Below are 19,147 nucleotides of genomic sequence, written 5' to 3' on the forward strand. Positions count from 1 at the left end.
GTGGAATCACTTCTGCAACGAGTTAAGCTCTTCCTAATGACCTACCTCACATCCCTGAAGCTCCTCCTCTCCCTGTAACCGGACATACCCGGTTTTTTCTCATTTTTGTTGAAGAAAGCTGCATGTAAAACCCTGTCTTCATGGATTAGGGCAGATCCCAGAGTTCCTGGACTTTCAAAGCGGTGATCGTAGCCGTAACCAACTGATTTATGTGTTTCCTCCAGGGATGACTTCAGATCCTCCAGAAAGTTGTCAACAGCTTCAGAAATATTTTCTTCACTGTTATCTTCTTCATCTAGAAGGGCTTCAATGGCGTAGCTTTTCACAAGCTTCTCATGTAGGAGTTTGTAGGCTGCAGATGAGGACACCCTATCCATACCTGCAACTTCTCCCTTTATGAGAACCATAACTCCTTTCTGATCATCCATGAGTGGGAACGCTTCCATGTACTCTTCCATATCTTTCTCCCTTGAGCTGTAAACATCCCTCATTGCACCTGTTTCTGACATCACCATTGCTTCATGGGAGAGTTCACTGATCTCATCCCAGACCTCCATCTGGTTGGAACGGTAACCCTCGTGGTTTCTGAGGGACTGGCACACTGATGCATTTTTGCTGCGGCGAACACGGTTTGCTGCCACGTGTCCAGAATCAGCAAAACGATCCGAGGTGTAACTCCATCTTCCATGTTCTGTGCAGCTTACAGGGATTACAGTCTCAGAACCCTCCTTAAGGAGTATGGTGGTGTTCAGGACCCTGTTCTGCTTTGCACCAACCAGTTCCTCACCATCAAGGAGCAGGACAGGGACATCACCCAAGTTATGAACCTTTAACTCAGGAACTGCACCATGTTCATCTAATTCTGTTATAACAATTGATTCTAAGTCCAAAGCTTCTTTCAAGGTAATGTAACCTGAATCTTCTGTACCATCGAAGAGTGGGATCACGGACATTCCACCGTGCACCTGTGTTTCCCCAAGATCCATACCATCTATATACTCAACCATTATAGCGTTCACATTATCACCTCTAATCTATATTGTATATTAGTCATTAATAAATGTATTTATGTCCAATAAATATTAGAATTTATAATGGTTGGTATAGAATAAATAGAAGTTAAAGGAAGTTTAGTGAAAAATTTCTAGGGAGTAATGAGATGTTTTAATGGTAAAAAAGCTGTTGAATAAATTCTCAAATCATATAAAAGAAATATTCCTAAAAAAATAAAGATTAAGTTGTTTAAAAAAAGTTTAAGGTATAAAAAAAGAGTTTAAGGAAAGATATGTCTTTCCCGTACTTTTTACTCAATTAAGACGTGAGTATTTGAATAAATCCCTTGGCGTTTACGTTGACAATTAGAATGCCCTTTGTCTGTGTATTGTCGAAGGTAAAGGTCTGTGATACTGGATTGGTTTCATTGGCTAAATTAATGGTTTTCTCTTCAACAACGCTTTTGTTGTAAGTTGCCACAATGTTAGTGTTGTTCCCAGTTAGGGTAACAGTCACTGGAACCGTGTTTAAGAGGTATATGTTCACGTACGAGGTATTCAAATTAGAATTGAGTCTGGTCAAGTTTTCGCACTGAACCTTAACCGTGCTTGTTCCATTGGGCACTGTAATGTTCTGTGCACCTACATAATTTGGAGATTGGCCCGATGATAAGTTGTATTGATACAATACCTTTTCATTGCTTGTGCAACCCGATGCAAAAACAACAACCATCAGTATAGCTACTGCTCCTATAACTGTTATTCCAGCTTTCAAAGAATCCCTCCTTTTATTATTACTTATAATCTATAAAATAATTGATAAATATTTTTTCATAAAATTTTATTAAAAAATTATAAAATAAGACTGAAAATAACTTTTTTTTACTTAAAAAACTTTCTATTTACGCTTCAAAATAAATATATTTCCTATTGTATGACATAAAAAGAGTTAGGGATTAAACTGTATGGAGGTGAAACAATGGAACCTGCAAAAATGAGCGGTAGCGCAATGCTAATACTAGGTATCATTATTGCAATCGTCATCTGGTTAATTCCAGCCTTTATATACATCTATGCCTGGTTAGCAGCAATATTCCTTATCATTGGTGGCCTTGTTACCATGCTGTCAGGAGGCTAAGATAATTAGCTAACCTTGAAAACTCAAAGATCTTTTTTATTTTTTAGACATTTTTAAGTAAATAATCAGAATTAGATAATTCAAAAAAAATGGAAAATAATTTAAAAAAAGTAGGTTTTAAAATTCTTAATCTTCAAGACCCTCTCTAACCTCATTGAGGAATTTTGTCTGGCCAACACGTTTCATGGTTGCAGCCAATCTTTCCCGTTGTGGTTTATCTGCGTACCTACTGTAAACCCTGAGTACACTGTCTATGTAGGCTGTTATTTCATCAACCGTTTGTACCTTGGTGCTCACACCTTCAACAAGCTCCCTACCAGCTTTACCTCCAATGTATAGCATGAATCCTTCTTCTTTAACTTCCCTTGCACTGTGTGGACAGGCCTTCATGCACTTTCCGCAGCCAACACAGATGTCGTAGTTGGTGTAGGAGGTTTCTCCCCGGATGTTTATGGCCTCAACCTTACAGACCTCTGAACATCTACCACAGCCGTTACAGTTGTCTTCATTGGTTTTTGGGAACTCTATACCTGCAACACCCGCATCGTGTATCTGGGGCCTCATACATTTATTGGGACAGCCACTGACTGCAATTTTGAATTTGTAGGGTGTTGGTCTTTCCTTGAATCTGTCTTCAATGATACTGCATATCTCCGTTGTGTCTATGAGGCCACTGCCGCAGTTCTCCTTACCTGGGCATGCAAGTGTTGCCCTGACAAGGGGGCCCTCTGAACCTGTTACAAGGCCCATGGAGTTGAGTCTTTCTACAACTTCCTCAACATCGAAGCCACTGATTCCGTGAAGTTCGTAGGCACCCCTGTTTGTGAGCTTGATCCTTGCATTGTACTTATCTGCAACATCAAGAACCTCTTTTATTTCATATACATCGTACCATCCTGCTGGTTTTGCCCTTATCCTTATGAAGTATGTGCCATCAGCCCTCTTTGAAACACCTGCATAGTCTGAAGTCCAGTAAAAGGATATGTACTCATCATTTTCCTTTCTCCTTTGAAGTTCCCTCTGGAACCTTTTAAGCTTGAATCCCCTGAGTTTTTCCACCTCATCTGTGTTAACACCTTCTTCAAGTTCCATGGCTTCCTTGATCTCTTCACCCTTATCTGTTCTTATGACAATGGTTGAGTAGCCCTTTGGACTTCCAACGGATCCAATTGAAACATCTGCAAGTTCTGCATCGAAGTCCCTGCACATTTTACATCCGGTACAGAGTTCTATCTTCTTAAGATCGATCTTTTTCTCTTCCCCATCCACGTGTACAAGGAGTTTTCCCTTTTTAACGTTGAACTTTTCAACATCTTCCATTTTTATATTGTTCTGCCTCAGGATCTTCTTCATGTTTCCGTAGTCGAATTTTTCTGTGCAGAAGAGGCCTATGAGGTATTCAATTTTTGGTAGTTTCACGGGTTTGCCTGTTCTTCCAAGTTCCTCCTCGTGCTTTGCAAGGTATGGGAAGTACTGGAGTTTACGAAGGCCGTTTATCTGGCAGGGCAGTGCAACTATTGCAACCCTCTCAATTCCCATGTTACCAGCAGTTTTCAGGGCTTCAAGGGTTGATATGGTGTACTTGGACTTGGATGTTTGAGCCAGGTCATCTGCACTCTGAACTATGAGTGAAACTGGTTTCCAGTACTCATCACCAACAACTATGGCCCCATCTATTTTATCATTCTCAAGGAGGTGTCTCAGGAAGGTTGTGACAGCTCCACCGTCCTGTCCACTGGAGGATCCCCTTCCATAGTACATCTCCTCCCTGAAGTTCTCCCTTATCTTTATCTGGTACTTTCCAGATGAAACCCTTGGACAGACCTCGAAGCACATTCCATGACCGTTTCTAAGGCATTCTTCAGTTAGTTCAGGTTTACCGTCAAAGGACAGGATGTTGTTGGGACATATCACTGCACAGGTACCGCATTTGGCGCACATGTCGCTTCCAACTATTTCATCGAGTTTCCAGATGTTTTCTAGCTTCGGGTACATTTTTGCAAGTTTTTCTGGAGTTCCCATCCTTGAGATGGCCTCTAAGATTACGTTATCATCAACTTCAACGTTTCTTTCATGGGCAATGGCATCTGCACTGTCCAGGATGTGAGTTTTGAGTTCTCGAGCAACTTCCTTTTGCTGATCTGGACCCATGCCCTTTGTTACTTCCTTTATATAATTGTCTATGTGCATCTTTCAGTCACCTTCTCCATTGTTCAGGTTGGTTTCAAATTCTTCAACAGATTGATTGATTGATTTAAAAAATTCCAGCCAGTTCTCCCTGACATCTCTCCCGTAGTCTGTTACCACGTAGTATTTTCTGGGTCTTGAATCTCCAGTGTCCCATCGGCTCGAGAGGAGTTCGTCCTTTTCAAGACGTCTGAGAAGGGGATATAAAGTTCCTTCTTCCACTTTGAGCCCAGAATTTTTAAGGCCCTTTGTGATTTCATAACCGTAATGCTCCTCTTCAAGTAAACACATCACTGCTACCTGTATGGCTCCCCTCCTCATTTCCTTCTCGAATCTTTCAAAGATATTGCTCATTTTCACTATCCCCCACATACCATGTGGTACAATGACTTATGTTACACACATTACTGTGTGGAACACAGTATATAAGTTTTTGTTGCGCAATGAAAAATGTATTAAAAAATACTGAAATTTATGCAATATAATGGTTTTTTGGATCTTGCCGAAGCCCATAAATGACCCCTGTCAGTGGGGGAGGTGGTGATATTGACGTTTAATACTACGTGATCATGAATTAGAAGAAATAGCATTGTTAAAAGTAGTGCCTCTCTTGCCTCATCCGATTCCAAAAGAGGGAAATCCTCGAACCCCACTAACATGATAATTATAACAATAAATATATCAACGAATGGCATTATGAAATCTTTAGATTGTAGTAAAGGAATGAATGGGGTGGAAACAGTTATTGTGAGATATAACATTTTGAAATAAAAGATTAACTTTTTATATTATCTTTTATCAATCTAATTTTAATTAAAATTCGTGAATTAATTTTTTGGAGTAGTTTAAATGAAATTTAACCTTAAACATAAAATCTTTGGATTTTCAGTCTTTTTGGCAATCATTTTATTCTTCATTCTTTCTGCGTCCGTTAATAAAGTTCTAGAGTTATTTTTGTTCATAATTTTAGTAATGGTCATATCAATTTTATTCCAAATTTTCAATTACAGTCTAAAGGTTTATTTAAGTACTGTAATCATAGTTTTAACGGGTTTATCTGTTCTAATTTTTATACTAAATCAAGCATATAGTTTGGTTAATATAGGAACGTATATATTCCCTATATTGGGGGCTTTAGTATGTGCTATAGAGTTTATTCCAATTTTCAAAAAGAAAGCACTTTTCATGGAATCTGTTTCACTTGTTGAAATGAATAAATTCCTAGAATCTATTGCTATTTCAGATAAAATACTGGAATCTTATCCAGAATATTTCAATACTATTTATTTTAAAGCATGTACGTTGAACATCTTAAGGAAGCACCAGGAACAACTGGAATTAGTGGACGAGCTCTTGAAAATGAAGTTGAATAAAAAACAGAAAATGTTTGTTTTAAATTTAAAGGTTTGTGCTCTTTCAAATCTTGGAAGGTATGATGATGCAGAAGATATTGTTGATGAAATTCTTGAAGAAGATCCAGATAATTCAGTTACACTTTACTATGAAGCAGAAATACTTTCAAGAATAGGTTATAAACAGGAATCAATGGATTATTATGTGGATTCATTAGAATCAATCAATAATGAACTATTAAAACATCAAAAATCATTAATTAAGAAAATGAGTGTTTCTAATGATAATCGAAATAGAATGTTATTGGAACTTTGGACTTTGGAAGGATGTATTCAAATTAAGTTACACCAGTACCCTGAAGCATTAGACTCTTTCAGTGAAGCATTAAAATTAAACCCAAATAAGTCTATGGTGTGGAGTAATAAGGGCTATGCCCTTGCAAAGTTAGGGCAGTATGATGAAGCCTTAAACTGTATTGACAGATCTCTGGACTTGTATCCAGAGAATGATTTTGCATTAAATAGTAAAGGTTATATCCTTGCAGAATCTGGAAAACCAGAAGAATCATTGCAATACTACCAAAAAGCAATAGAAATAGCTCCTCTTGATGAAGAAAGATATTATAATAAGGGGAAAGCTTATCAGAAACTCCAACAATACACAGAAGCTTTAAAATGTTACAACAAAGTCCTTGAATTAAATCCTAATTGTGAATATGCAAAAAAAGCCAGAGATGAAGTTCTAAAGGTGATGGAAAACTAGTTTTTTCCATTAAAACTCTTCAAATCATCTTAAAATAATATCTACATATATATTATCTTCCAAACAAAAAAAAGAATCCATGACCACTTTTTTATAAAAACATTACCAAAATAATTAATCTAAATTCATCAATTTTAGAGACAAGATTTGAAAGTCCTTGACCATCTTCAAAAAAACTTCATAAACCACATATCCAAAAAAACAAGTTTCTCCTTCTTTTCCCATAACTTAAAAATCAGCGTTTTTGTCCTATAATAAACAAACACCCCCAACAAATGGGCCACCCATGCGGGAGCCGTGTGGAAACACATATCATTCAGCCCTTCGTTTCTTTCAAGTCCAGGCTCCGCAATTTAATCCCCCACGGGTAGGTCCAGATTATGCTCTACTATCTTGGATAAGCCCGCAGTCTGTCACCCTGCACCCGGCCCAAGCTCCAGTTTCTCCAAAGGTTGCGGTTCCAGGTAATCACTAAAAAACTGAACCCCTCTCTTTTGAAAACTCAAAAACTGGCCTCAGCTTTATATGAAAACATGCCATGCCCCATTGTTCAAGCTGAAATATTTAAAAATAACGGTTGAAAGTCCATAAATTTCAAATTCATTGTCCCTCTGATAGCAAACTTATTTTAATATCAATATTTATAATTGTTCTATGGTTTTATTTGGTTAAGATGTGATTTTTTATGTTTTTTAGGAAGAAGAAGAGATTAAAAACTTTACCCAATGATCAAAGGGATTCTTTACTAAATAATGGTCTTGAACTTTTAAAGCAGCGTAGGTTTGAAGATGCAGAGGATTGTCTCGATGAAATCTTGAAATTGGATCCTACTGACTATGAAGCATGGTATCTGAAGGGTGTTGTTTTAATGATTAGGAATAACTTTGAGGACGGACTTAAATGCTTGGATCACTCTTTAAATATAAATTCTAAGAACGCAGATGCATGGCAACGCAAAGGAGAAATCTTCTGGAGATCTGGTCAGTACAATGAATCCTTAGAAAGTTGTGAAGAAGCATTAAAATTAGATTTAAAAAATTACAAAGCACTTTTTAATAAAGGCCGTAGCTTAATGGGCCTTAAAAAGTATGATGAAGCCTTGGAGTTCTATAGTAAGACCCTTGAACTTAAACCCGAATATTCTGAAGCATGGCTTTACAAAGGTTTGGCTTTGAATCTGCTTGAAAAAAACCCTGAATCACTTAAATGTCTGGAAAAGGCTTTAACTTTAAATCCCAAAAACGCTGAAATATGGCATGCCAAAGCTTTAACATTTGAAAAACTTGGAAAAACAGAAGAAGCTTTAAACTGTTACAAAAAAGCACTTCAAATCAATCCCAATTTACAAATCTCCAAACAAAAAATTAAAAACATCCAATCAAAAACATGAAAAAAAGGAAAATGTTCAATTTTCAAGTTAAAACAGAAATCTTCACTGGCTGCCTTAAATATTAAAAATAAATCGGGCCGAAGGCCCATAAATGCCCCTCGCAGTGGGAATGGGAGGCGGAGGGGAAGGGTTGGGTTATATCATTTAAGCTGGAAAACCTCTCATCACCATCGTCATCTGCGTATTCATCTCCATCTTAAACAAAACTCAAATTCAACCTAAACCTGCACTTGAGCTGCTCCCCTGCCTCAAACTCAAGCTGAAACTCAACCTGCAACTTAAACTAATCTTAAACCTAATCTCAAACCAATCCCCAACTGAAACTTAAACTCCAACCCAAGCGTAAACTGAATCTCCCGTGCTCCAGTTTCAAAACCGTCCAGCCCTGAGGCGGGCTTGCCCCGTCTATAATACAATTTATGGCATGAAAACCCTGTGTCAGTGTATACAACTTCGTTAAACTGCCGAGTATGGCGAAATTTCCCACCTCCAGCCCCCGTAAATCATAGAAACCGCAAGAATTGAATTTTCATCTCCCACATCCCGCTGCCCCCGCCCTAGCGGCCCCAGCAACCCATGGTGCTGGAACCCTTGAAAATTCGATTCATTGCCCCTATGATTTGAATCCCCTGAGCGTGATACCCTAATTTTGTTATACGACAGTTTAACGACGTTGTTATACGCTCCGCAAGATGATAAATAAATAAAAAAAAATAAGTCTTTATCATCTTGCGAATATCCATGGTTCAATCTGAAATGGTAAAAATCGGGATGAAGGTTCAAAAATGCCCCTCAAGGTGGGAATTACATAGTATAATAAATGTTATTACACTTGAAATTGTTGACTGCAAACAATATTGTAAAAGTAAAAATGTGGGGGGTGAAGGGCAGTGCAGCTTATGGGGTAAAGATTTGGGGCTCAATACACAAATAAGAATAATAGGGTGCTGCACTGCCTCCAATTCAAAAAGTGTTTCACAATTATTAATATCTATTTTATTATCCCATGAAAATGTTATGTTTAAAAGATTTAATCCATTAAACTTTTGTTCTTAATTTTATCAAGAAAAATAACGTTTTTACAGTAATTATTTAATTAAGGTTACCTTTTTTACTAAAGAAAAGTTTCAAACAAGGGATTTAGATCATTTATAACATAATTTAAGGTAATATTGCTAACATTTTAATTTTTAGTTAGTCTCGTGGCAACTTGACTAATTTTACCACAAGTTTATATATTTTAGAGAGGATTCAAAGGTTGAGCTTTAATCCTAAGGTATGGATATGATTTGTTCTTCGGATATTTGAATTAATTATATATAAAAGTATTACATAATTTTTATTATGGATGATATTAACCAAGAGATGTTTAGAATATTGAGAATTACAGTTATTTTCTATGGATCTATTCTTTTATTAATTTGGATTTACTCTCAAATCACTAATTCGTGGGGGAATCTTTGGTTAAAAAATTTAATGATTCTATTAATAATTCTATTAATTTTTTCAGCATCCATTAAATATATTCTTGAAAATAAAACAATAATAAGAACATTTAGTAGTACAAAGAAATATTTAGAAAATCACCCAAGTTTATTAAAGATTTTCCAGACAGTTGTTGCGTATTTTAAAATTAAAAAGGGATTCAGAAAATATTATTTAATAATCATCTTCTTATATCTAATAATACTGATTATATGGATTATAATAAACCATTATGTCCAATGAAATGTTATAGTGGAAAGAAAACAGGACATAAAATAGTCAATTCTTTTTATATTTCGTTTGACCTGATATTACATATAAAAATTTAAAAAATTCTATTTCTTCCATGTTTATAGGATGTAATAAAGAAAATATAAAAAAAATTGAATTATGTCAAAAATGAATATCCTCTTAATTTAATATTATTCCCACTTTTTATTAAATAAATACCATCTGCACGATTAAGAATATGTCCAGCCCTCCACTTGCAACTGTCCAGCTCCAATTTAACACTGCCGAGCCTGCACTCTGCAATGATTATTGGACGAATTACAGGTCCTGCGGTGCACCCTGCGGGGGGTTCAGCTTCCGGTCTTTACCGAGTCAGGCCGAATTGAGCAATTCTTTGCTACCCCAGGGGGATCGGATCATCCTTCAAATACACTTTAAACAAGTTTAAAATAGTCTTTAGATGGGTGAATTTGGGGTCTGTCACGTGCACCTGCTGGTTATCCTTATTAAATTATGAAAATAGTAATTCATCGTTTTTATTGTAAAGTTCAAAATTCGATTTATCATCTCTTCACGATTCAATTATATTTGATCCTTAAAAAAAGAATAAAAAAGGGGTAAATTGGTGTTTATTTTTTCCTTGGTGCCAGTGTTCCTCCAAGTACAGCTAGAATTGCAAGTACTAATCCTGCTACAGGCATACCCGTGGTTTGCATTGGTACTGTTTTGGTTGTAGATGCAGCGTTCACTGTGCTACTATTAGAGTTGTTCTCTGCTTTTACACTAATACTGAAAGGCATTAATGGATCTGTATTCCCATTGAATGTCTCTGAGGTTATCGTTGGTGTTATAGTGTAGCTTCCAGTTCCCAATGCCCTAACTGTGAGGTACAAATAGGGATCTCCTACTTCTACATTGGTTAAGGTCCATGTTACTGTCCGGTTGGTTGGGTTGTAGGTAACTGTTCCGTTGTCAACAGTTGCATTTACAAATTCCAAACCAGCTGGTATCTGGAATGATACTGTAACATTGGTTGCATTGTCGGGTCCGCTGTTACTGAGTTTGTAGGTTAATATGAATGTTTCCCCAGTAGTTGGGTTCTTTTTGGATGTTGTAGTGTTCAGGTACAGGTAAGAAGATGGCTGCAACGTTAACAAAGTACTATTTGTAGAAGCCAAGTAGTTGTTGCTTCCAGAATAGTCTGCAACGACACTGTAGTTACCAGCAGTCCATGTAGTTGGTATTGCCCATGTTATTGAGGCTGTGCCATTAGAAACAGCCACAGTGCCATTATTGGTGTTGTTCACCCTGAATGTTACCTGTCCATCAGTTACTGGGTTTCCATTAGAATCCACCAGATTAGCTGTGAAAGTCACATTCTGACCAGCATAACCACTAACACCTCCCACAACAATAGTTGTAGGGTTTGGAGTTACAGTTAAGTTCGTACCATTGGAAGAAGCCAAATAATTACCACTACCAGAATAGTCTGCAACAATAAGGTACTCACCAACACCAAAACTGGTTGGTATTGTCCAATTAAGGGCAGCTATGCCATTATTCACAGGGACTGGGTTTAATATGATGCTGCCTGTGTTACCTGCCACAGTGAACCTAACAGTTCCTTCGTTTACAGGATTACCATAGCAATCCACATTAGCTGTTAAAGTCACATTCTGACCTGCATAACCAGTAACACCACCCACAGTAGTAACGGTAGGTCCTTGGTTTACTGTTAACCTTCTTGAAACAGTTTGATCATCATTAGTTGCATAGAGATAATCAGTTCCTGACTGGTTTGCAGTGAACAGTGATGTTGCAATACCATTAACCGTTGTAGCAGTTATAGGATTGAAATTTCCCAGGGTACTGCTGTAGGTTATAAGTGTTCCGTCTGGTATGTGGCCTGTACTAGGATCGAAGGAAGTAACTGTAGTACCATTGTCACGGTTGTTGAAGCTAACTGTGACTAAAATAGTCTGAGTATTGTTGATAGTGGGTGGTATGGCATTCATTGTCATGTAAAGCCATGTTGAAGTATCTATTGTTCCACTGACTTTTGCTATGAGGTCTGTCCATACAGGATTATTAGAACCCCACCAATTATCAGTAGCATTCAGATAACCCTGATTGTAAATAACATTACCCATTGAGGCTGTGTTTCCAATTAAACTACAATAATGGATCTCAATATGACTTGATGGGTCCGTAACGATAGCCCCTCCCCAGTTGTCTGCGTGGTTACCTATGAAAGTACTGCTAGTCACATTCAAAGTACCAGCATCGCCTATAACCCCACCGTTTGTTGTTGCCGTGTTATTTATGAAAGTAGAGTTTTCTACTGTGCAAACACCAAAGTTAAGGATGGTACAACTCCAACCTGCAATGTTATCTCTGAAATTAGAGTTAACAACCTTCAGAACACCACTCTGGTCATTATAAATACCTGCACAAGCAGGATAAGTGTTAGAATTAGTGTTGGCTGTGAAACTACATCCATTTAAGGTCAGATTACCCGAGTTGGAAATAGCACTACCCCAACTATTTTTAGTGGCATTGACTATTGTCAGGTTCTGGATTGTGACGTTTATTCCACTTGGGATGTTGAATATCCAGTTTGTGCCTGTTCCGTTGATTATGGTTCCTGTTTGGCTTTGACCAGTAATGTTCATACTTTTACTGATGGTAATGTTTGTGTTGCCGGTTCCGTTGTAAACACCATTTGCAATGTATACGGTTCCATTTTCATCTACACTACTTATTCCTTGGTATATTGTTTGATAAGGACTGTCACTTGTTCCACTGTTGGCATCGTTACCTCCTGTTGCGTTAACATAAACAGTTGGAGTTGCACTGACACTGGATACTGAAATCAAAATAGCAAAAATGGTGAGTAAAAGGAACATAACTCGTGCTTTAGGTTTTGTTTGTTTTTTCAGTTTTTCACCTCCTTCATGCTCGTTCCGGGTATGAAATTATAATAATTCATATCCATATCCAAATAATACATTCACAATAAATAAAACTTCTGATTTAATCCTCAAAACACGGATAATCAAAGCGAATAAAAACAATTCACAAAAATTATCAACCCCATAAAAGATAATACTCCCAAATTAAACAGTTACACAACATAGTAACTGAAATATGAAAACAAAAATCATACACTGCCCTCTAAATTGGTAAATGAATACAAAAAATATCCAACAAACACGAAAACTGTTCAACCACCAGAAAAATTAGTATTCACAAAAAACACATTATAAAAAAAAGAATTCCAGGTCCTGTGGTACACCCTGAGGGGGGGTTCAGCTCCAGATCTTTACCGAGTCAACCGATTGACCAAATCTTTCTACCCCGAGGGGATCAGGTTGCCCTTCCAAATACAGGTTAAACGAGTTAAAAATAGTCTTTAAAGGAGGCATTCAGGGTCTGTCACGTGCACCTGATGGTTATCCTTATCCAATTATGGAAGTGGTAATTCAACTTTCAATTTAGAATTTAAAACTAGATTTATCATCTCTTTGCGTACACGATTTAATTTATCTTGATCGTTAAAAAAAAAGAATGAAAAAGGTTTAAATGGGTTTATTTCTTCCTTGGAACTAGTATTCCTCCGAGTACAGCTAGAATAGCCAGTACTAGCCCTGCTATCGGCATTCCTGTGGTTTGCATTGTTACGGTTTTTGTTGTTGATGCAGCGTTCACTGTGTTGCCGTTAGAGTTGTTCTGTGCTTGTACGTTGATGCTGAATGGTATTAATGGGTCATTGTTCTGGTTAAATGTCTCTGAGGTTATCATTGGTGTAATTGTGTAGCTTCCAGTTCCCAATGCCCTAACTGTGAGGTACAGGTAGGGATCTCCTACTTCTACATTGGTCAAGTTCCAGGTTACTGTCCTGTTTGCGGGGTTGTAGGTAACTGTTCCATTGTCTACAGTTGCATTTACAAATTCCAAACCAGATGGTATCTGGAAAGACACTGTAACATTGGTTGCATTATCAGGACCCTTGTTACCGAGTTTGTAGGTTACTAAGAATGTTTCACCGGTTTTTGGGTTTTTGTTGTCGGTTGTAGTGTTCAGGTACAGGTATGATGCTGGATTTACTGCTAAATATTTTGTAACTGTTTGGTTGTCAATTGTTGTGTTAATACTTGCTGTACCAGCACGATTTGCTGTGAACAATGCGTTAGCTTGACTGTTAATTAATGTGGTTGTTGTCGGGTTGAGATTTCCATTGGTTGCTGTGAAAGTTACTGGAGTTCCATCTGGTACGTGACCATTAACTGGATCATGGTACTTTCCAGTGTTGTCATGCAATAAATCAACAGTAACAATCGAATTACCACCATTCAAGATACTGGTAGGATTTACTGTGGCATTCAAAACCAACCAGGAGGTTACATTAACAATACCACCAGTACCGTTAGACACATGAACTGATGGATCAAGGTTTGAACCCCACCAGTTAAGCGTAGCATCCACCACACCCAGTACACTGTAAATCTGACTGGTATTTGGACTATTTCCAACAATCCTGTTGAAATGAACAACAACTATAGAAGTACCACCATAATTCCAAATAGCACCACCATTCATTAATGCGGTGTTGTTTGTGAGTACACTGTTAGTCACAGTTAAGTTCCCCACGTTGTAGATAGCACCACCAAATCCTATAACTGTGTTGTTGATAAGCATACTGTTACCCATAGTTAAAGTTCCCAAGTTGTAGATAGCACCACCAAAATTGGTTGCATTGTTACCTGTGAATGTACTGCTGGTCAAATTTAAGATTCCTGTGTTGTAGATAGCACCACCATAACCATAGGATACTTCAGATAATTCAGTACTGTAGGATATTGCATAAACTGTGTTGTTGGTAAATGTGCTGCTAACTACAGTTAAACTTCCACTATTGGAAATGGCACCACCATAACCACAGGCTCCACCCTCACCGGCATAGGATGTTGCATAAGCAGTGTTATTGATGAATGCGCTGTTAGTTACAGTTAAAATTCCATCAACATCATTGCAGATGGCACCACCATAACCATTAACTCCCAAATCCTCAGACCCCATGGCATAAGATATTGGAGAGGCCGTGTTACCTGTGAAAGTACAAACACTCACATTTAGAGTTCCATCATTGAAAATGGCACCACCATATCCATAAACTGTGTTGTTGGTAAGCGTACTGTTACCCACAGTTAAGCTTCCACCATTGTAGATAGCACCACCACTGTTTAATGCAGTGTTTTTAGTGAATGTGCAGTCAGAAATGGATAATACTTCTCTGTTGTAGATAGCACCACCATCATTTGCAGTGTTACTACTGAGTGTACTGTTACCCACAGTTAAATTTCCCACATTGAAGATGACACCACCACTATATTTTGCGATGTTACCCTCGAGTGTACTGTTAACTACAGTTAAAGTTAAGCTTCCACCATTGTAGATAACACCACCATAACTTGCTCTGTTGTTTCTGAGCGTACTGTTAGTCACAGTTAAATTTCCCACATTGAAGATGACACCACCATAACTTGCTCTGTTATTGTTCAGCGTACTATTCACTACAGTTAAAGTTCCCCAATTGTAGATAACACCACCATAACTTGCTGTGTTGTTTGTGAGCGTACTGTTAGTCACAGTTAAATTTCCCACGTTGTAGAGGACACCACCAACTCCTGCTGTGTTGTTTGTGAATGTACTGTCACTAACAGACGAAGTTCCATAATAATTGTAGAGGACACCACCATCGGTTGCTGTGTTGTTTGCGAGTGTACTGTTACTAACAGACGAAGTTCCATAATAATTGTAGAGGACACCACCACCAAGTCCTGCTTTGTTGTTTGCGAGTGTACTGTTAACTACAGTTAAAGTTCCCACATTGTTATTGTAGATGGCACCACCGTTCATTGTTGCTGTGTTGTTTGTGAGCGTACTGTTAACTACAGTTAAAGTTCCACTATTACAAATAGCACCACCAAGTCCTGCTTTGTTGTTTGTGAGCGTACTGTTAACTACAGTTAAAGTTTCCCAATTGTAGATAGCACCACCATCGGTTGCTGTGTTGTTTGTGAGTGTACTGTTAGTTACAGTTAAAGTTCCCCAATTGTAGATAGCACCACCATAACTTGCTGTGTTGTTTGTGAGTGTTAGGTTGACTATGTTGAGTGTTATTCCGTTTGCAATGCTGAATATTGGGATTCCGCTTTGTTGTCCGTTTATTATGGTGTTGTCCTGGTTTTCACCTGTGATTGTCATGTTCTGGTTGATGTTTATTCTGGATTCGTTGTAGGTTCCCTGTGCTATGTGAACCGTTCCGTTTGTTGCAACGGTACCTACGGCATTTGCTATGGTCTTTTTTGGCCCGCTTGTACCATTGTATGTGGCATTTAATCCGTCCCATATATCATTTCCACCCGTACTAACGTATATTGTAGAATTATCCGATGTACCAGCTGCACTTACAGCACTAACACCAAAAGATAACACCACCACACACATTAGTAACAAGAAAGGAATTTTAAGGATTGAATGTTTATTTTTGGTTTCCATTGGTCTTTTTCACCTCCTTCATGTTCGTTCTTGGTATGAAATTATCATATTATCATATCCATATCAGAATAATACATTCACAATAAATAAAACTTCTGATTTAATCCTCAAAATACGAACAATAAAAGCGAATAAAAAGAATTTACAAAAAAAATCAAGCCCATAGAAGATAATACTTTAAATTAAACAGTTCCACATTATTAACTGGAATATAAAAACAAAAATCACATATCATTCTTTAAATTGGTAAATGAATACAAAAAATATCCAACAAACACGATAACTGTTCAACCACCAGAAAAATTAGTATTCACAAAAAACACAAAATTCATGTCTGTTTCTTACACAATTTAATTATCTTTCCTTAAAAAAGAATAAAAAGGGGTAAATTGGGGTTTATTTTTTCCTTGGTACTAGTGTTCCACCGAGAACAGCGAGAATAGCCAGTACTAATCCTGCTATTGGCATTCCGGTTTTTTGCATTGGTACGGTTTTTGTTTTTGATGCAGCGTTCACTGTATTGCCGTTAGAGTTGTTCTGTGCTTGTACGTTGACTGTAAATGGTGTTATTGGGTCATTGTTCTGGTTGAATGTCTCTGAAGTTATCGTTGGAGTGATGGAGTAGCTTCCAGTTCCTAATGCCCTCACTGTGAGGTACAGGTAGGGATCTCCTACTTCTACATTGGTCAAGTTCCAGGTCACTGTCCTGTTTGCGGGGTTGTAGGTAACTGTTCCATTATCAACACTTGCACTTACAAATTCCAAACCAGCTGGTATCTGGAAAGATACTGTAACATTGGTTGCATTGTCAGGTCCGCTGTTGCTGAGTTTGTAGGTTAATATGAATGTTTCACCAACAGTTGGGTTCTTTTTAGATGTTGTAGTGTTCAGGTACAGATAAGAAGATGGCTGCAACGTTAACAAAGTACTATTTGTAGAAGCCAAGTAATTACTGCTACCTGAATACTCTGCAACAACACCGTAGTTACCAGCAGTCCAATTAGTTGGTATTGTCCACTGCAAAGTAGCTACACCATTGGAAACATCAACAGTACCGATATTGGTATTGTTCACCCTGAATGTTACCTGTCCATCTTTTACTGGGTTTCCATTAGAATCCGCCAAATTAGCTGTTAAAGTCACATTCTGACCAGCAAAGCCACTAACACCACCCACAGTAATTGTGGTAGGGTTTGGAGTTACAGTCAAATTCGTACCATTGGTAGAAGCCAAATAATTACTACTTCCAGAATAATCTGCAACAATAGTGTAATTACCAGCAGCCCATATAGTTGGTATTGTCCAGTTAAGGGTGGCTAAACCATTAGTTACAGTAACCGGCGTTAACGTGGTGCCGTCCACAGTGAAAGTAACAGTTCCTTCGTTCACAGGAGCACCATAACAATCCACATAAGCCGTTAAAGTCACATTCTGACCTGCATAACCACTAACACCACCCACAGTAGTAACGGTAGGTCCTTGGTTTACTGTTAACCCTCTTGAAACAGTTTGATCATCAGTAGTTGCATAGAGATAACCAGTTCCTATGTGGTTTGCAGTGAATAGGGTTGTGGCAATACCATTAACAGTTGTAGAGGTTACAGGATTGAAATTTCCCAGGGTACTGCTGTAGGTTACAGGCGTTCCATCAGGTATGTGTCCTCCAACTAGATCACCACCACCATTGATATGGTTGAAATCAGCGGTAATGGCTGATGTTTCACCGTTGTTGATGGTGCTGGGGGTTGCATTGACAGTTAAAATAACCCATGGATTAGCATCCACAGGACCATATATGAGGTTAGGGACCGTTGTTGGATCAACATTAAAACCCCACCAGTTATTCTCCGCGTTTATTAAAACGTTCGAATCCGTATTAAATGCAAAAGCATTACCTAACCTGGCGGAATTATTGTAGAACCTGTTAAAATTAGCTGTTAAAGTGGCATCATAAACGTAGATGGCACCACCACCGAAACTAGTAGAAACTAGATCTACAGAGTTTCCAACAAAGGTACACCCAGTAACAGTAGAATTACTACCCCTATATGCACCGATAGCACCACCGCACCAGGAAGTCGCACCAGTTACAGAGTTATACATGAAGGTACAGTTAGTTATATTGCAAATACTTAGATATGCAATAGCTCCACCACCATGTAATGCAGTGTTTTCGGTGAGTGTGCAGTCAGAAATGGATAATACTCCATTGTTGAAGATAGCACCACCCCAATTAGTTGCAGTGTTTTCGGTGAATGTGCAGTCAGAAATGGACAATATTCCATGGTTTAAGATAGCACCACCGTCATATGCGATTCCGTTGGTAAATGTCAGATTCAAGATGGTGACATTCACACCAGATGTGATACTGAATATCCAGTTGGTGTCTGTTCCGTTGATTATGGTCCCGTTTTGGCTTAGGCCCTGTATAATCATGTTCTTATCAATCGTGATGTTGGTGTTGCCTGTTCCAGAGTAAACTCCATCTGCAAGTTGTACCGTCCCATTCTCTTCAATACTAATTATTCCTTTCTGGATTGTTTGGTAAGGATGGTCAATTGTTCCAGTGTTGGAGTCGTTTCCCCCGGTTGCGTTAACGTAAACAGTCGAAGCCGCACTAACACTTGAGGCCGTTAAAACAGCACAAATGCCAATCAAAACCATCAATATCAACATTTTGGTTGTTGTTGTTTGTTTTTTCAGTTTTTCACCTCCTTCATGCTTGTTCTGGATAGGATATTATCCTAATTTCGTATCCATAGTTAAGTAATACATTCACAATAATAAAACTTCTGATTTAATCCTCAAAAATACGGATAATCAAAGCGAATAAAAACAATTTACAAAAAAATCAACCTCCTAAAAGATAATACTCAAAAAATTAAACAGTTCCCCAATATATTAACTGGAATATGAAAACAAAAATCATACACTACCCTCTAAATTGGTAAAGGAATACAAAAAATATCCAACAAACACAAAAACTGTTCAACCACCAGAAAAATTAGTATTCACAAAAAACACAAATAGAAAAAAGAGAATTCCAAG

13 protein-coding genes are annotated in these 19,147 nt (G+C 37.8%); 6 read left to right on the top strand and 7 right to left on the bottom strand.

All coding sequences use genetic code 11. From position 1 onward, the window contains the following. Positions 1-41: 41 nt before the first annotated feature. Both J2756_RS02375 and J2756_RS02380 read right to left on the bottom strand, forming a co-directional pair. Positions 42-1,019, bottom strand: coding sequence for an ARPP-1 family domain-containing protein (locus tag J2756_RS02375; RefSeq protein WP_209582086.1), 978 nt, complete (start codon positions 1,017-1,019; stop codon positions 42-44). Positions 1,020-1,311: 292 nt separating this feature from the next. Then, positions 1,312-1,767 carry a hypothetical protein gene (locus tag J2756_RS02380; RefSeq protein ID WP_245315890.1) on the bottom strand — a complete coding sequence of 152 codons (456 nt, stop codon included), beginning with the start codon at positions 1,765-1,767 and terminating at the stop codon, positions 1,312-1,314. A gap of 204 nt (positions 1,768-1,971) precedes the next feature. Between J2756_RS02380 and J2756_RS02385 the strand changes: the two genes are divergently transcribed. Next, positions 1,972-2,130, top strand: coding sequence for a hypothetical protein (locus tag J2756_RS02385; RefSeq protein WP_209582090.1), 159 nt, complete (start codon positions 1,972-1,974; stop codon positions 2,128-2,130). A gap of 126 nt (positions 2,131-2,256) precedes the next feature. Here J2756_RS02385 and J2756_RS02390 read toward each other — a convergent pair whose 3' ends face one another. Both J2756_RS02390 and J2756_RS02395 read right to left on the bottom strand, forming a co-directional pair. After that, positions 2,257-4,320, bottom strand: coding sequence for a Coenzyme F420 hydrogenase/dehydrogenase, beta subunit C-terminal domain (locus J2756_RS02390; RefSeq protein WP_209582094.1), 2,064 nt, complete (start codon positions 4,318-4,320; stop codon positions 2,257-2,259). A 3-nt stretch (positions 4,321-4,323) separates the two neighbouring features. Further along, on the bottom strand, positions 4,324-4,671 hold the full coding sequence (locus J2756_RS02395; RefSeq protein WP_209582096.1) for a PadR family transcriptional regulator: 348 nt from the start codon (positions 4,669-4,671) through the stop codon (positions 4,324-4,326). A 495-nt stretch (positions 4,672-5,166) separates the two neighbouring features. Here J2756_RS02395 and J2756_RS02400 point away from each other — a divergent pair, with 495 nt between their 5' ends. From J2756_RS02400 to J2756_RS11625, 5 genes are all read left to right on the top strand, one after another. Next, positions 5,167-6,432, top strand: coding sequence for a tetratricopeptide repeat protein (locus tag J2756_RS02400; protein ID WP_209582098.1), 1,266 nt, complete (start codon positions 5,167-5,169; stop codon positions 6,430-6,432). A 286-nt stretch (positions 6,433-6,718) separates the two neighbouring features. After that, entirely contained in the window at positions 6,719-6,907 is a 189-nt protein-coding gene (locus tag J2756_RS02405) for a hypothetical protein (RefSeq protein ID WP_209582100.1), read from the top strand. A gap of 210 nt (positions 6,908-7,117) precedes the next feature. After that, a complete protein-coding gene (locus tag J2756_RS02410) occupies positions 7,118-7,822 on the top strand; it encodes a tetratricopeptide repeat protein (RefSeq protein WP_209582108.1) in 705 nt (234 codons plus the stop codon). Positions 7,823-8,563: 741 nt separating this feature from the next. Next, complete coding sequence (locus J2756_RS02415; RefSeq protein ID WP_209582110.1) at positions 8,564-8,878, top strand: hypothetical protein; 315 nt, start codon at positions 8,564-8,566, stop codon at positions 8,876-8,878. A 914-nt stretch (positions 8,879-9,792) separates the two neighbouring features. Then, complete coding sequence (locus J2756_RS11625; RefSeq protein ID WP_281063373.1) at positions 9,793-9,924, top strand: hypothetical protein; 132 nt, start codon at positions 9,793-9,795, stop codon at positions 9,922-9,924. 243 nt (positions 9,925-10,167) lie between these two features. Here J2756_RS11625 and J2756_RS02420 read toward each other — a convergent pair whose 3' ends face one another. The 3 genes from J2756_RS02420 to J2756_RS02430 form a co-directional block, all read right to left on the bottom strand. Beyond that, positions 10,168-12,444 (bottom strand): Ig-like domain repeat protein, encoded by a 2,277-nt coding sequence (locus J2756_RS02420; protein ID WP_209582112.1) that lies wholly within the window; start codon positions 12,442-12,444, stop codon positions 10,168-10,170. 682 nt (positions 12,445-13,126) lie between these two features. Continuing rightward, on the bottom strand, positions 13,127-16,099 hold the full coding sequence (locus J2756_RS02425) for a beta strand repeat-containing protein (protein ID WP_209582114.1): 2,973 nt from the start codon (positions 16,097-16,099) through the stop codon (positions 13,127-13,129). A 396-nt stretch (positions 16,100-16,495) separates the two neighbouring features. Then, positions 16,496-18,763 carry a beta strand repeat-containing protein gene (locus J2756_RS02430; protein WP_209582117.1) on the bottom strand — a complete coding sequence of 756 codons (2,268 nt, stop codon included), beginning with the start codon at positions 18,761-18,763 and terminating at the stop codon, positions 16,496-16,498. Positions 18,764-19,147 lie beyond the last annotated feature (384 nt).

The sequence above is a fragment of the Methanobacterium aggregans genome (assembly GCF_017874455.1).
Classification (GTDB): domain Archaea; phylum Methanobacteriota; class Methanobacteria; order Methanobacteriales; family Methanobacteriaceae; genus Methanobacterium_C; species Methanobacterium_C aggregans.